This window comes from Streptomyces flaveus, from assembly GCF_014647675.1.
Classification (GTDB): domain Bacteria; phylum Actinomycetota; class Actinomycetes; order Streptomycetales; family Streptomycetaceae; genus Streptomyces; species Streptomyces flaveus.
Genome location: NZ_BMPQ01000004.1, coordinates 45838 through 59644, shown reverse-complemented (window position 1 = coordinate 59644; position 13807 = coordinate 45838). Strand labels below are relative to the sequence as shown.

At 70.0% G+C, this 13807-nt stretch carries 11 protein-coding genes; 9 read left to right on the top strand and 2 right to left on the bottom strand.

What is annotated here, in order from left to right; genetic code table 11:
- Nucleotides 1-5: 5 nt before the first annotated feature.
- From IEZ21_RS09590 to IEZ21_RS09560, 7 genes are all read left to right on the top strand, one after another.
- Nucleotides 6-737 carry an alpha/beta fold hydrolase gene (locus IEZ21_RS09590; protein WP_189321451.1) on the top strand — a complete coding sequence of 244 codons (732 nt, stop codon included), beginning with the start codon at nt 6-8 and terminating at the stop codon, nt 735-737.
- Nucleotides 730-2217, top strand: a complete 1488-nt coding sequence (locus tag IEZ21_RS09585; protein WP_189321450.1) for an aldehyde dehydrogenase — start codon at nt 730-732, stop codon at nt 2215-2217. Before IEZ21_RS09590 ends, IEZ21_RS09585 begins: the two co-directional genes overlap by 8 nt.
- Before the next feature lie 71 nt (nt 2218-2288).
- Nucleotides 2289-3332, top strand: a complete 1044-nt coding sequence (locus tag IEZ21_RS09580; protein ID WP_189321449.1) for an LLM class flavin-dependent oxidoreductase — start codon at nt 2289-2291, stop codon at nt 3330-3332.
- A 193-nt stretch (nt 3333-3525) separates the two neighbouring features.
- Nucleotides 3526-4455 carry an ATP-binding cassette domain-containing protein gene (locus IEZ21_RS09575; RefSeq protein WP_189321448.1) on the top strand — a complete coding sequence of 310 codons (930 nt, stop codon included), beginning with the start codon at nt 3526-3528 and terminating at the stop codon, nt 4453-4455.
- Nucleotides 4455-5291, top strand: coding sequence for an ABC-2 transporter permease family protein (locus IEZ21_RS09570; RefSeq protein ID WP_189321447.1), 837 nt, complete (start codon nt 4455-4457; stop codon nt 5289-5291). Before IEZ21_RS09575 ends, IEZ21_RS09570 begins: the two co-directional genes overlap by 1 nt.
- A 26-nt stretch (nt 5292-5317) precedes the next feature.
- Nucleotides 5318-6685 (top strand): sensor histidine kinase, encoded by a 1368-nt coding sequence (locus IEZ21_RS09565; protein WP_189321446.1) that lies wholly within the window; start codon nt 5318-5320, stop codon nt 6683-6685.
- Nucleotides 6682-7350: a response regulator gene (locus IEZ21_RS09560; RefSeq protein WP_189321445.1), complete on the top strand. Its 669-nt coding sequence runs from the start codon at nt 6682-6684 to the stop codon at nt 7348-7350. Before IEZ21_RS09565 ends, IEZ21_RS09560 begins: the two co-directional genes overlap by 4 nt.
- A 159-nt stretch (nt 7351-7509) precedes the next feature.
- On the opposite strand, the gene IEZ21_RS09555 is transcribed toward IEZ21_RS09560, so the two are convergent.
- Both IEZ21_RS09555 and IEZ21_RS09550 read right to left on the bottom strand, forming a co-directional pair.
- Nucleotides 7510-9270 carry an FAD-dependent oxidoreductase gene (locus IEZ21_RS09555; RefSeq protein WP_189321444.1) on the bottom strand — a complete coding sequence of 587 codons (1761 nt, stop codon included), beginning with the start codon at nt 9268-9270 and terminating at the stop codon, nt 7510-7512.
- Between the two features lie 36 nt (nt 9271-9306).
- Nucleotides 9307-11238, bottom strand: coding sequence for a maleylacetate reductase and hydroxyquinol 1,2-dioxygenase domain-containing protein (locus tag IEZ21_RS09550; protein WP_246567489.1), 1932 nt, complete (start codon nt 11236-11238; stop codon nt 9307-9309).
- A gap of 179 nt (nt 11239-11417) precedes the next feature.
- Here IEZ21_RS09550 and IEZ21_RS09545 point away from each other — a divergent pair, with 179 nt between their 5' ends.
- Together IEZ21_RS09545 and IEZ21_RS09540 are read left to right on the top strand one after the other, a co-directional pair.
- Nucleotides 11418-12296: a helix-turn-helix domain-containing protein gene (locus tag IEZ21_RS09545; protein ID WP_189321442.1), complete on the top strand. Its 879-nt coding sequence runs from the start codon at nt 11418-11420 to the stop codon at nt 12294-12296.
- A gap of 589 nt (nt 12297-12885) precedes the next feature.
- Nucleotides 12886-13803 carry a YobF C-terminal domain-containing protein gene (locus IEZ21_RS09540; protein ID WP_189321441.1) on the top strand — a complete coding sequence of 306 codons (918 nt, stop codon included), beginning with the start codon at nt 12886-12888 and terminating at the stop codon, nt 13801-13803.
- Nucleotides 13804-13807 lie beyond the last annotated feature (4 nt).

Genomic DNA, 13807 nt, shown 5'->3' with positions numbered 1-13807 from the left:
CGTCCATGAACAAGCCCACCGTGGTCCTGCTGCACGGCGTCGGGCTCGACCACACCATGTGGGAGCCGGCCGCCGCGCTCCTGGCCGACCGCTTCACTGTGATCGCCCCCGACCTGCCGGGCCACGGCACTCGCCCGCCGGTGAGCGACGGGGTGACACTCGCCGACCTGGCCGACGGGGTGGTCGGCGAGATCCCGACGGGCTCGCACCTGGTCGGATTCTCGCTCGGGGCACTCGTCGCCCAGCATGTGGCGCTGCGCCACCCGGAGTTGGTGGCGACGCTGACCTCGGTCAGTTCGGTGTGCGAGCGTACCGCCGAGGAGCGGGCGTCCGTACTCGACCGACTGCGCACCGCGGAGGCCGACTTCACGGCGAGCGCGGCCGCGTCCCTGAAGCGGTGGTACGCCGGCACCGACGTCAGCCCCGAACAGGTGGCGCGCACCGAGGCCACGCTGCTGTCCAACGACATCAGGTCCTTCCTCAACTGCTATCGCGTCTTCGCCACAGCGGACGCCGACATCGCACCGGACCTGGCCGCCATCGCCGTACGCGCCCTGGCGGTGACGGGCGAGAACGATCCCGGGTCCACCCCCGAGATGACCCACCGACTCGCCGCGGCGCTTCCCGACTGCCGTGCAGAGGTCACCCCCAAGGCGCGTCACATGCTGCCTGTCGAGCGCCCCGAGGCGTTCGTCGACTCCCTCACCACCTTCATCGGAGAGTGCGCACATGTCTGACCTCACCACGTTGCAGCACTTCATCGGCGGGACGTGGGTCGAGCCCGCATCGGGCGAGTACTTCGAGAGCACCAACCCGGCCACCCTCGAGGTCCTCTATCGGGCCGCGCGCGGAAACGCCGCCGACATCGAGAAAGCCGTGGCCGCCGCGAGGAAGGTGTTCGAGGACCCGCGCTGGCGCGACCTCAGCCAGACGCGGCGCGGACACCTCCTGCGGCGCCTGGGTGACCTGATCGCCGAGAACGCCGAAGACCTGGCCCGCATGGAGACACAGGACAACGGCAAACTGCTGCGCGAGATGCGCGGGCAGCTGGCTGCCTTGCCGGAGTATTACTACTACTACGCCGGGCTGGCCGACAAGATCCACGGCGACTTCATCCCCACCTCCGACCGACAAGTACTCAACTACACGGCCCGTGAGCCCCTCGGTGTGGTCGGAGCGATCACGCCCTGGAACTCTCCGCTGACGTTGACCAGCAGCAAACTGGCGCCCGCGCTCTGCGCCGGCAACACCGTCGTGATCAAGCCCTCGGAGTACACCTCGGCCACGGTGCTCAAACTCGCCGAGCTGGCGCTCGAGGCGGGATTCCCGTCGGGTGCGGTGAACGTCGTCACCGGGTTCGGCGCCGAGGCCGGGCAGGCCCTGGTCGACCACCGCGACCTCGCGAAGATCTCCTTCACCGGCAGCACCGCCACCGGGGCGCGCATCGCCGCCGCGACGGCGAGCCGTTTCATCGGCTCCACGCTCGAACTCGGCGGCAAGTCGCCCAACATCGTGTTCGAGGACGCGAACCTACCGAACGCCGCGATGGGCGTCGTCGCCGGCATCTTCGCCGCCGCCGGACAGACCTGCATCGCCGGCAGCCGGGTGTTCGCGCACAGGTCCGTCTACGACGAGCTTCTCGAGCGTGTCTCGGAACGCGCCCGGACCATCCGTATCGGCGACCCGATGGACGAGAAGACCGAGCTCGGTCCGCTGGCCTTCGAAGGCCAGCGCGACAAGGTCGCCGGGTACGTCGACCTCGGACGCGGCGAAGGTGCCCGGGTGCTGACCGGTGGACGGGCCACCGACGGCGGCCTCGGCGGCTGGTTCTACGAGCCGACCGTCCTCGTGGACGTCGACAACAGCATGCGCGTCGTGCGCGAGGAGATCTTCGGGCCCGTCCTGGCGGTCATGCCGTTCGACACCGAGGAAGAGGTCGTACGTCTGGCGAACGACACCGAGTACGGTCTCGCGGCCGGCGTGTGGACGACGAATCTCGCACGGGCGCACCGGATGGCGGCGCGCCTGGATGCCGGGACCGTGTGGGTCAACACCTACCGGGCCATGTCCCCGATGTCACCGCGCCAGGGCTTCAAGACCAGCGGCGTCGGCGTCGAGCACGGCACCGAGACGATTCTGGAGTACACGCGGCTCAAGAGCGTCTGGATCAACACGAGCGAGGAGCCCGTGGCCGATCCGTTCACCATGCGGAGCTGACATGCCACAGGTCTCCATTGGTGTGACCGGCGCGAACATCCCGAGGCAACAGAAGCAGCGGAGGAGCAGTCATGAGGTTTTCGTTGTTCGTGCACATGGAGCGCTGGGACGAGGAGGTCAGCCACCGGCAGCTCTTCGAGAACCTCTCCGAGCTGGCCCTGATGGCCGAGGCCGGCGGGTTCGGCACCGTGTGGATCGGGGAGCACCACGCGATGGAGTACACGATCTCCCCCAGCCCGATGCCGCTGCTCGCCCACCTGGCCGCGAAGACCTCGACCATCCGCCTGGGTGCCGGGACCATCATCGCCCCGTTCTGGCACCCACTCAGAGTCGCCGGTGAATGCGCGCTGCTCGATGTCATCAGCAACGGCCGGATGGAGGTCGGACTCGCCCGGGGTGCCTACCAGTTCGAGTTCGACCGACTGGCAGGCGGACTGCCCGCCGCCGACGGCGGAAAGCACCTGCGTGAGCTCGTGCCGGCGGTCCGGGCGCTCTGGCAGGGCGACTATGCCCACGACGGCGAGATCTGGCAGTTCCCGACATCGACCAGTGTGCCCAAGCCGGTGCAGCAGCCCACCCCGCCCATGTGGATCGCCGCTCGCGACCCCGCCTCCCACGACTTCGCAGTGGCGCAGGGCTGCAACGTCATGGTCACCCCGTTGATGAAGGGCGACGAGGAAGTCGCCGACCTCAAGGGGAAGTTCGACACCGCCGTGGCGAACCATCCAGAGGTGCCGCGTCCCGATCTGATGGTGCTACGGCACACGCATGTCCACTCCCCTGACGAGCCCGACGGCTGGCGCCCGGCCGCGGAGGCGATCAACCGCTTCTACCGGACCTTCGACGCCTGGTTCGGCAACAAGACCACCCCGCGGAACGGGTTCCTGCCGCCCAGCCCGGAGTCGAAGTTCGAAGGTCGGCCTGAGTTCCAGCCGGAGGAACTGCGCAAGACCGCGATGATCGGCACCCCGGCCGAGGTCATCGAACGGCTGCGCTCCTACAGGGAACTCGGCGTCGACGAGTACAGCTTCTGGATCGACAACAGCATGTCGCACGAGGAGAAGCGCAAGTCGTTGGAGCTGTTCATCAAGGAAGTCGTACCGGCCTTCCAGTGAGTCGAGACTGTTCGGCGAAGCCGTCGCGGTCATGTAAGGCGTGGCCACGGAGCCCGTCCCAGTGGTACCGCGGTACCACTCGGGCACCGAAGTGTCCCCTGTGGTCCCAACGTTTCGACCGGCCGTCCTCGTAGTTTCGAACACAGAAGCGCGGCCCGTCCGCGGCCGGTTCCAGGCGAGGAAGGCCCACTCCATGATCGAAGCACGTGAACTGACGAAGCGGTACGGGGACAAGACGGTCGTCGACCACCTGTCCTTCACCGTCAAGCCGGGTGAGGTGACCGGCTTTCTGGGACCCAACGGCGCGGGCAAGTCGACGACGATGCGCATGATCATCGGCCTGGACTCCCCCACCGCAGGCTCGGTCACCATCAACGGACGGTCCTACGCCAAGCACGGCTCACCCCTGCACGAGATCGGCACCCTGCTGGAGGCCGGGTCCGTCCACCCGGGGCGTACCGCGTTCAACCACCTGATGGCGCTCGCGTACACCCACGGCATTTCGCGCCGCCGGGTGGACGAGGTCATCGAGCTGGCCGGGCTGGGCAGCGTGGCCGGCAAGCGTGTGGGCGCCTTCTCCCTCGGCATGGGCCAGCGGCTCGGCATCGCCGCGGCCCTTCTCGGCGACCCGGCGATCGTCATGCTCGACGAACCGGTCAACGGCCTCGACCCCGAGGGCGTGCTGTGGGTGCGCAATCTCCTCTCCGGGCTGGCCGATGAGGGCCGGGCCGTGATGCTCTCCTCGCATCTGATGGGCGAGACCGCGTTGATCGCCGACCATCTGGTGATCATCGGGCGCGGTCGGCTGCTCGCGGACACCACGGTGGACGACTTCGTCCGGGAGGCCGGCGGCGGGGGTGTGAAGGTGGCCACCGCCGAGGCCGGGAAGTTGCGTTCGCTGCTGGCCGGCCCGGATGTCACGATCAGCTCCTCCTCGGCCGAGGAACTGCTGGTCTCCGGACGCAATGCCCGCGAGATCGGGGCGATCGCCGCTGAGCACGGGGTGGCGCTGTACGAACTCACCCCGCAGTCGGTCTCGTTGGAGGAGGCCTTCATGGAACTCACCCACGACGCCGTCGAGTACCACAGCGCTTCCGCCGACACCGAACGAAAGGCCGCCTGATGACTGCCGACACGCTTTCCGCGGCGCCTGCTCACACGACGGTTCGGAAGGTGACCGGCCGCCGGGTGCTGCGTTCGGAGTGGGCCAAGTTCTGGTCGCTGCGCTCCAGTTGGATCACCCTGGGCGTCGCTCTGTTCCTGCTGATGCTTTTCGGTGCGATCGCCTCCGCCACCTACAGTCCGGACGCCCTCCCGAGTGACGGGCCGCCCGGCCCGGGTGCCGGCGGCGACAGCGACGCGGTCAGCCTGGCGCTGACCGGCGTCACCTTCGCGTCGCTGGCCGTCGGCGTGCTCGGGGTGCTGCTGTCCGCCGGCGAGTACAGCACCGGCATGATCCGCTCCACGCTCGCCGCGGTTCCGCGACGGCTGCCGGTCCTGTGGTCGAAGAGCGCCGTGATCGGGGTCATCGCGCTGGTCTGCACCACGATCGCCGCGCTGGCCGCGTTCCAGCTGGGCGCTCTGGGCCTGGACGGCGAGAAGATCGCGCTCTCCCTGGGCGACGACGGCGTGCTGCGCAGCCTGGCCGGGGCCGGTGCCTATCTCGGTCTGGTGGCCGTGTTCGGCGTGGCTCTGGGGGTGCTGATCCGCTCCTCCGCCGGGGCCATCGCGGCCCTGGTCGGCATCCTGCTCATCCTGCCCGGGCTGGCCTCGCTGCTGCCCGACTCGTGGTACGACACGATGAACCCCTACTTCCCCAGCAACGCGGGGGCGGCCGTCTACGCCCTGCAGGAGTCCTCGGACGCCCTCTCGCCCGGGGCAGGGCTCGCGGTCTTCGCCGGCTGGGTGGCACTGACACTCGCCGGGGCGGCGTACCGGCTGGTCCGAACCGACGCGTGACCAGCGCACCGGCGACAATGAGGGCCATGAGTCCGAAACGGGCGGCAGCCGCCGCGGACACCACCCGGGGGACGGCGCACCCGCCGTCCCCCGGGCTCGACGCCGCCTGGGGGCATCCCCTGCTGGGGCGACTGCTGCGCGGCCAGAGCCACCAACAGCGGTTGGACCGACGGCACCCATGGCTGCTCGACACCACAGTGGTGCTGATCGTCGCCCTCGTCAGCCTGCCCGACCTGATCTCCAGCGCCCCTAACGGCCCCTTCGGGGAAACGGACTCCCGCGGCGAGCTGCCGTCCGGCGTTCCGTTCGTTTTCGCCGCCGCCCTCATCGTGCCGCTGTGGTGGCGACGCAGGGTCCCGGCCGTCACGTTCTTCGTGATCGCACTGGTGTCCCTCGTCCAGTGGTCGCTGGGCATCTGGCAGCAGGCCGGAATCAGCATGCTCATCGCCCTGTACACCCTGGCTCTGCACGGTTCATTGCGGGTGCTGGGCTGGGCTGCAGCGCTGATCGTCGTCGAATTGACTCTGGCGGTCTGTGTCATTGTGCCGGTCGAACGTCCACTGCTCAGCCTCTTCTTCCTGCTGGGGACGTCGACTGCGGCCGTCGCCATCGGCCTGACGCTCCGTATCCGCCGGATGTATCTGGCGGCGCTGGAGGACCGTGCCAGACGCCTCGAGATCGAGCACGACCAACGCGTCCAGCTCACGGCCGCGGCCGAGCGTTCCCGGGTGGCGCGCGAGATGCACGACATCGTCGGCCACAATCTCTCGGTCATGGTCGGTCTCGCGGACGGCGCCGCGACGCTGGCGGCCAACAGGAACGAGCAGTCCGCCGAGGCCCTGCGCATCCTGGGCGACACCGGCCGGCAGGCCATGGGCGAACTGCGCCGCGTTCTGGGCGTGCTGCGCGAGGAGCGGCAGGATGACGTACGGCCGCTCAGTCCGCAGCCGGGAATCCGCGAGCTGGACCCCTTGCTGGCACGGGTCCGCGCGGCGGGGCCGGCTGTGACCTACCGGTCCGTGGGCGAGCTCGACTCACTGGGCAGCGGCGTCCAGCTCACCGTGTACCGCATCGTCCAGGAAGCCCTGACCAACACGCTCAAGCACGCCGGTACGGGCACCGCCGCCGAGGTCACCGTGACCGCCGACGCCGGCAAGGTGCGGATACGGGTCGCCGACACCGGCGTACCGCAAGGCGCACACAGGCCGGCGGAGCCGAGGCCGCGGACCGGCGACGCCGGGCACGGCATGATCGGCATCCACCAGCGGGCCGCCATGTACGGCGGTGCCGTCACCATCGGCCCTCGCGAGGCGGGGCACGGCTGGATCGTGGACGTCGTGCTCAACGTCCCCTCCGCCCCCGCCCCGTCGGTCTCGGCGGAACCTCTGCCATGACCACCGTACTGATCGCCGACGACCAGCCCCTGCAGCGCATGGGCTTCCGCATGCTCCTGGAAGGCACCCCCGGCCTCACCCCGGTCGGCGAGGCCGAGCACGGGGCGGAGGCCGTCCGCCTGGCCGCCCAACTGCGCCCCGACGTCGTCCTCATGGACATCCGCATGCCCGGCATGGACGGCCTCGAAGCGACCCGCCGGATCACCGCCACCGGCGGTCGCACCCGCGTGCTCATCGTGACCACCTTCGATCTCGACGAGTACGCGTACGACGGTCTACGGGCCGGCGCCAGCGGCTTCCTGCTCAAAGATGCCCGCCCCGAGGAACTCGTGGCGGGCATCCATGCGGTCGCGACCGGCGACGCCGTCGTGGCCCCGAGCCTGACCCGGCGTCTGCTGGACGCCTACGCCCACCAGGTCCTCGCCCCGACCGACGCCCCCGCCCTGGAGGATCCCCGGCTGCAGACGCTCAGCGACCGCGAACGCGAGGTACTGGTCGCCATCGGCCAGGGTTGGACGAACACGGAGATCGCCGAACGGCTCCACCTCACCGAGTCCACGGTCAAAAAGCACGTCGGCCGGGTCCTCGCCAAGATCGGGGCGCGCGACCGCATCCAGGCCGTCATCATGGCGTACGACGTCGGGTTGGTCAGGGCGAAGCCGTAGCCCACCTGTGTGGGCCCGAGGCGGGCCTGGACCTGCCCGGACGACGCGCCAAAAGCCCCTCCCTCTGCCGACCAGGGCAGGCAGTGGCGTCGGCTCCCTCGACGGGGTGCGGGAGGCTCGCGACGGGCGCACGGTACGCCGTGGAGATCAGCGGTGGGGTCACGGTGCCGACCGGCGGAGCACCGTGGCCAGCGCCTTGCGCAGCAGGCGGGTCGCTTCGGCGGTGTCGGAGGCGCCGCTCGGCCTGCGCCAGGCCACGTAACCGTCGGGCCGGATCAGCAGCGCGCCGTCCTCGTCGATCTCCGCGCGGCGGGCCCACTCGCCGTAGGCGTCGTGCGCGTCGCGGTCGATGACGACGCCGCGCAGGTCGAGGTCGAGTTCCTGGGCCAGAGTGTGGGCGGCGTCGGCCCACTGGGTTCCGGACAGGCCGGTCAGGACGGAGAACTTGCCGCCGCCGACCAGGTCGAGTGTCGAGATCCGCTTGCCGTGCGGGTCGACGAGCCAGGCGTGCGGCAGCTTGGCGCCGGGGCGGGAGGTCGGGCGTCCGAAGAGTTCGTCGTCGCGGGAGATCGTCTCGACGGTGCCGTCTGGGATGACGGCCGCTGACTCGTAGCGCTGGTTGTGCTCGACACCGTGGGCGTTGAACTCGTAGTGCTTCAGCTCGATCGCCTCGCGGATGGCCCGCCGTTTCTTGGCTCCCTCGGCGTCCGGCTGCCGGGCCGCGTGCAGCGCCTTCGTGATGCCCTCCTCGTCACCGCCGACGACGCCGAGGGCCTCGAACAGGGGGAGGAACTGGTCCCGGGAGAGGTTGGCGCGTTCGACGATCTGCCGGGCGACGGGGGCCCTTTCGTCGGTGTAGGTGTCCAGCAGTTCGGGCCCGGCTTGTCCGTTGATGACGGCCGCCAGTTTCCAGGCCAGGTTGTAGGAGTCCTGGACCGAGGTGTTGGAGCCGAGGCCGTTGGACGGGGGATGCCGGTGGACGGCGTCCCCGGCGCAGAAGACGCGGCCGACGGACAGCCGGGCCGCATAAGCGTGGTTGACCGTCCACAGCGAGGCGTTGTCGATCTGGACATCGAGATCGTCGTCGCCGACGAGGTCGCGGACGATCGCCTCGGCCGCCTCGTCGGTGAGCGCCGGCGGGTTGTCGATGTCGTAGCCCCAGACGATGAGCCACTCGTTCCACGGCCGGACCATGCGCAGCAGGCCCATGCCGATCCCGCCGACGTCGGCGCCCGGGCGCATGATCCAGTACAGGACGCTGGGGCGGTGCTCGACGTACTGCGCGAGGTCGGCCCTGAAGACGATGTTCATGCTGCCGGCCTTGCCCATCTGCCCCTCCATGGGCAGTCCGAGCTTGTCGGCGACGAGGCTGCGGCCGCCATCGGCGCCGATCATGTAGCGGGCGCGCACGGTGTACTCACTTCCGCCAGGCCGGTCGCGCAGGCGCGCGGTCACTCCGTCGGCGTCCTGCTCGAAGTCGATGAGTTCGGTGTTCAGCCGGACCACGGCACCCCGCTTGGCGGCGTTGGCCAGCAGGATGGGCTCCAGGTACGTCTGCGGGAGATCGATCATCCCGCACGGGCTCTGGGCCGCGTACTCGGTGAGGCTTTCGTCGCCGGTGCCCCAGGTGCGGAGGCGGGCGATCTCCTCGCCCAGGAGCGAGGTGGCGAACACCGTGTCACCCATCAGGGAACTCGGCGTGCCCTTCTCCAGAGCCTCCTGCTCGATCCCGAGGTCGCGGAAGACCTCCATGGCACGCTGGTTGGTGATGTGGGCGCGTGGAGTGTCGGCGAGCCATCCGTACTTGGTGACCAGTTGGGTGCGCACTCCGTAGGTGGCCAGCATCAGGGCCGCGGAACCACCGGCGGGTCCGCTGCCGACGACCAGGACGTCGGTGTCGTAGCTTTCAGGCAGGCTCATGCTGTCTCCGTCTGTACTCATCAGTCGATCGTGGGGTCAGTGCCCGAGACGTGCGATGCGGAAGGTGAACTCGAGCAGGCGCCACTCACCGTCCACCGCCCGGCCGTCGGGTGTCGGGCCGGTGCGCGGGGTGAAGTCGGTGATCAGGTCGTCCTTGACGCCGAAGACGGCGTCGCGCTGCCCGGGGGCTCCGTCGAGGTAGGCCCCGCCCCGCACGAACAGCTGGGTGATCAGCGGCTGGTGTCCGGGGGCGTTGATCAGGAAGTGCACATGCGGTGCGCGGTACGGGTGACGGCCCACGGCGGAGAGCATCCTGCCGACCGGACCGTCGTCCGGGATCGGGTACTCCGACGGGAGGATCGACCAGAACGTGAACCGCCCGTCGGCGTCGGTGGTGAACCGGGCGCGCAGCACCGGCCCGTCCAGATCGGGGAGTTGGACGTCGTAGAAACCGTCCTCGTTGGACTGCCAGACGTCCACGACGGCACCGGCGACCGGTTTCCCCTCCGGGTCGGTCACCTTGATGTCCGACCACAGCGGCGTACCCGTGAACCCTCCCGCGATGTCACTGCCGTGTTCGGCGGCGGGCGGCCCGGCCACGTAGAAGGGGCCGAGGATCGCCGAGGAAGTGGTGTCGGGAGTACGGGAGTTGGCGAGGGCGTCGACCACGCTGGACACCCCGAGCGTGTCGGAGAGGAGGATGAACTCCTGCCGCGTGTCGGTGGTGATGTGGCCGGCCTCGGTGAGGAAGGCGATGGCTTGCTGCCACTCCTGCGGGGTCAGGTCGTTGCGGATCGTGTAGGCGTGCAGGGTGCGGGCAAGATCGGTCAGCAACTGCCTGAGCCGCGGGTTGGCGCAGCCATCGAAGCTCGCCACGACCTCATCGGTCAGCGGGCTCAGGGGGTCGGCTGCGGACACGGCGGGGCGGTTGCCCTGCCAGGCGTCCCGCAGCAGGTCCGCGATACCGGCACGGGTCAGCTCGCGCGGGTTCGGATACGGCTGTGCGGTGGCCAGTTCCGCCGCGTGGTCCAGGTCGGCTTCGGTCATGCCGAGATCGCGCAGCGACGTCGGGCCGCCGACCCGGTGGATCAGGTCGAAGACGCCGGTGGGCGCGTCGTCCACGCCCAGTGCGCGGGCGATGCGTTCCATCGCCTCCGGAGCTGCGGGCGCGTTGTACGCCATGGCGTGCGGAAGGACCACGGTGTGGGTCTCGGCGTGCGGCAGACCGAAAGTGCCGCCCAATGTGTGACAGAGCTTGTGGTGCAGTCCCATGCCGACGGCCCCGAGGCAGACGCCCGCCAGCCACGCCGCTTGCAGCAGCTCCGCCCGTGCCTCCACGTCGGACGGGTCGTCGTGGACGGCGGGCAGCGCACGGGCGATCGCGGCGACCGCCTCCAGGGCCATGGCATCGGTGACCGGGTCGGCGTCCGGCGAGTAGAGGGCTTCCACGGCGTGGGCCAGCGCGTTGACGCCGCTGGTCACGGAAGCCGTGACGGGGAGACCGAGGGTGAGCTCCACGTCGTACACGACCGTTTCCGGCAGGATCGCGGGTGAGGACCGGGTGGTCTTCCGGCCGTCCACCGTCTCGCCGAGCACGGGTGTGACCTCGGAACCGGCGTAGGTCGTCGGCACGATGAGCTGCGGCAGGTCCGTACGTACCGCCAATGCCTTCGACAGGCCCGTCGTCGAGCCGCCGCCGATCGCCACCAGGCAGTCGACTCCCTGGTCACGCACCAGCTCCAGCACCCGCTCGGTCACCTCGACCGGGGTGTGCATGGCCGCACCGTCGAACTCGGCCGCCACCAGGTCGCCCAGATCTTCACGCAGGCGTTCGGTGTCCTTCCGCAGTGCCGGTGACCCGTCGGAGAGCAGCAGTACCCGGAATGCACCCAGCCGCTCCGCCTCCTCGCGGACCCGCCGGACCGTGCCCGCCCCGAACAGCACGCGGCTCCGGCTGGCTGTGTGCACGAAACTCCTCATGAAGCTGCTCTCCACACTGCGGGTGTCAGGGGCGTGTGCCGCAGTATTCAGGCCCGTGCGGCCGCCTTTCCTGCACGTTCGCGGCGTCCCTCTGCACAAAAGCAGCGGCTGACGCTGTGCGGGGCCGTCCTTGCCTGCTTCCGCCGGGGACGGAGAGACTGTGGGGCATGAGCGAGCTCGGGCTGGGAGACACCAATGGAATCCTGGCTCTGCCAGGGGTGCGCCCGGTCCGCAGCAGCGAGGGGCTCGGCTGGGATCGGCTGTACGTGTCCACGCAGCGGGAGTTGCCGTACCGCGAGTCCTTCCCGGGAGCCCGCAGCCACCTGGTGATCCTGCATCTGGACGGCCCGGTCACCGTCAGAAGGGGACGCCGAGGTCTGACCGCCGCACGGCAGGTGCCCCGCGGCGGCCTGTTTCTGCACCCTGCTGACACCGAGCTGGACGTGGAACTCGGCGGGCTGTTGAACACCGTGCACGTCTATGTGTCGGACGCGGCTCTCCAGGCCACCGCGGACGACGGCCGACCGGTGCGGCTCAAGGAGGAGTTCGGGGGCACGGACCCGCTGCTGGAGCAACTCGCCCTGACACTCGACGGTGTCATGCGACGCTGGGAGCCCAGTGGGCGCACCTATGTGGATCAGCTCGCGCTCATGACCGCCGCCCACCTGGCCCGGCGGCACAGCGTTCGCCGGCAGGACGCCGAGCGGTCGGGACGGCCGGGCGGGCTCAGCGACCGCCAGTTCGCGGCCGTTCGGGAACTCCTCGACGCCCGGCTCGCCGAGCCCTTGTCGTTGGCGGACCTTGCCTCGGCGGCGGGGCTGAGCGTCAGCCAGTTCGCCCGGCGTTTCAAGGCCCGCACGGGGTGCCCTCCCCATCGGTACCTCACGGGCCTGCGCGTGGAGCAGGCCGCCCGCTTGCTGCGTGCGGGGGACATGCCCATCGCACAGGTGGCGGCGATGTGCGGCTTCTCCCACCAGGAGCACCTGACCCGGGTGATCCGTTCCCACCTCGGTACGACACCGGCCGTCCTGCGCCGCGAGGGTTGACGAGGCTCACAGCGTTCCCCGCGGGGTGCCTCCGGCGGTTGGGCGGGGCGCCTACGGGGGTGATGGGTTCAGTCCGTTGGCGACTGCGGGCCGTCTGTGGCTGGTCGCGCAGTTCCCCGCGCCCCTGGGTGGGTGGGGGGTGCGGGGTCGTGGGCCGGTGCGTCAGCCCGTCGCAGGCCGGGCATACGGCCCTTAGCTGGTACACGGTCCTGGTCCTCCGAGACCGGACCTAAGCGACGGGCATACGACGCACCGGCCCACGCCCCCTCCCACCGGAGAGAAACTGCGGGTGCGTAGGGGTGCGGGCTCCCCCGGGGCGGGCTCGCCCGGGGCGCGGACTTGCTCAGGGCGCGAACTTTTCTGGGGCGCGGGAAGCCGCAGGCTTTTGCTTTTCAGGGGCGCGGGGAACTGCGCGACCAGCCACGACGCACCCGCAGCCGCGACACGACATGTCACCCACCACCCCCTGGCGGGGGCCTGGGGGCGCAGCCCCCAGCTTCGGGAAGGGGCGGGCTTGGGGAAAGGAACCCCTCGTTCTGGCGGAGGCGCAGGCCTGGTGGTGAAAAATTGAAAATGTCAGGGTTGGTGCATGCCAACTGCCTTTCAGGGTGCGACCCCGTACTGCTACGCGAACTCGCTCGCCATGGTCTTGGACCCGGATGCGCCGCCACCCTCGGCGATCGAGGTTCTGACCGGCTCGCCCTTCGGCGCACAGTTCGAGGGCGGCCTGCCGTACTTCGATCCGCTCGGCTGGAACCCCGATCTCGGCCTCGACCAGGCCATCGGGCTGCTCGGCTGGACCTGCCGCCGCACCACGGGCGGTACGGCGGCAGAGGCCGTCGGCCGCCTGCGGGAGGCGACCGGGCAAGGGCCGGTGCTGGTCGGCCCCGTGGACGTCGGACTGCTTCTGCACCAGCCCTGGTCGAGTGGCACCGCCAACGGTGGCGACCACTGGGTGGCGGTGCTCGGCGTCGACGACCGTACGGTCCTCTTCCACGATCCCGCCGGCTTCCCCTTCGCCACGTTGCCCGTCGATGCCTTCGTCGCGGCCTGGCAGGAGCAACTGCCGGACTGCGCGGGCCCGTTCACCATGCGCAGCGACTTCCGGCGCAACGAGCAGGTCGATGCGACCACGGCTCTGCGTCGGTCCCTGCCCGCCGCACTGGGATGGCTCACGGGCCAACACAGCGGAACCAGCAGGCCCTCGAAGGACGGCGGTGCCGCCGCGGTGGAGCGGCTCGCGGACGACGTACAGACCGGGTTGGGCGGCCGTACCCTCAGCCACCTCACCGAGTTCGCCATCCGGGTCGGCACCGGGCGTCTCGCCGACGCCTCGCTCTGGCTGGCCGAGATCGGCGAGATACGCGCCTCCGAAGTCGCGGAGCGTCAAGCGCGGCTGCTCGGCAGCGTGCAGTACGGACTCGTCGTGGGTGACACGCGGTCGGCCGCCAGTGCACTGCGGCAACTGGCGACCGGGTACGACGAGTTGGGCGCCGCGCTGATGTGATCCC

Coding starts and splice junctions, on each gene's coding strand:
- IEZ21_RS09580 (WP_189321449.1), top strand. CDS start 2,289: ATGAGGTTTTCGTTGTTCGTGCACATGGAGCGCTGGGACGAGGAGGTC.
- IEZ21_RS09560 (WP_189321445.1), top strand. CDS start 6,682: ATGACCACCGTACTGATCGCCGACGACCAGCCCCTGCAGCGCATGGGC.
- IEZ21_RS09570 (WP_189321447.1), top strand. CDS start 4,455: ATGACTGCCGACACGCTTTCCGCGGCGCCTGCTCACACGACGGTTCGG.
- IEZ21_RS09575 (WP_189321448.1), top strand. CDS start 3,526: ATGATCGAAGCACGTGAACTGACGAAGCGGTACGGGGACAAGACGGTC.
- IEZ21_RS09590 (WP_189321451.1), top strand. CDS start 6: ATGAACAAGCCCACCGTGGTCCTGCTGCACGGCGTCGGGCTCGACCAC.
- IEZ21_RS09565 (WP_189321446.1), top strand. CDS start 5,318: ATGAGTCCGAAACGGGCGGCAGCCGCCGCGGACACCACCCGGGGGACG.
- IEZ21_RS09545 (WP_189321442.1), top strand. CDS start 11,418: ATGAGCGAGCTCGGGCTGGGAGACACCAATGGAATCCTGGCTCTGCCA.
- IEZ21_RS09540 (WP_189321441.1), top strand. CDS start 12,886: ATGCCAACTGCCTTTCAGGGTGCGACCCCGTACTGCTACGCGAACTCG.
- IEZ21_RS09555 (WP_189321444.1), bottom strand. CDS start 9,270: ATGAGCCTGCCTGAAAGCTACGACACCGACGTCCTGGTCGTCGGCAGC.
- IEZ21_RS09585 (WP_189321450.1), top strand. CDS start 730: ATGTCTGACCTCACCACGTTGCAGCACTTCATCGGCGGGACGTGGGTC.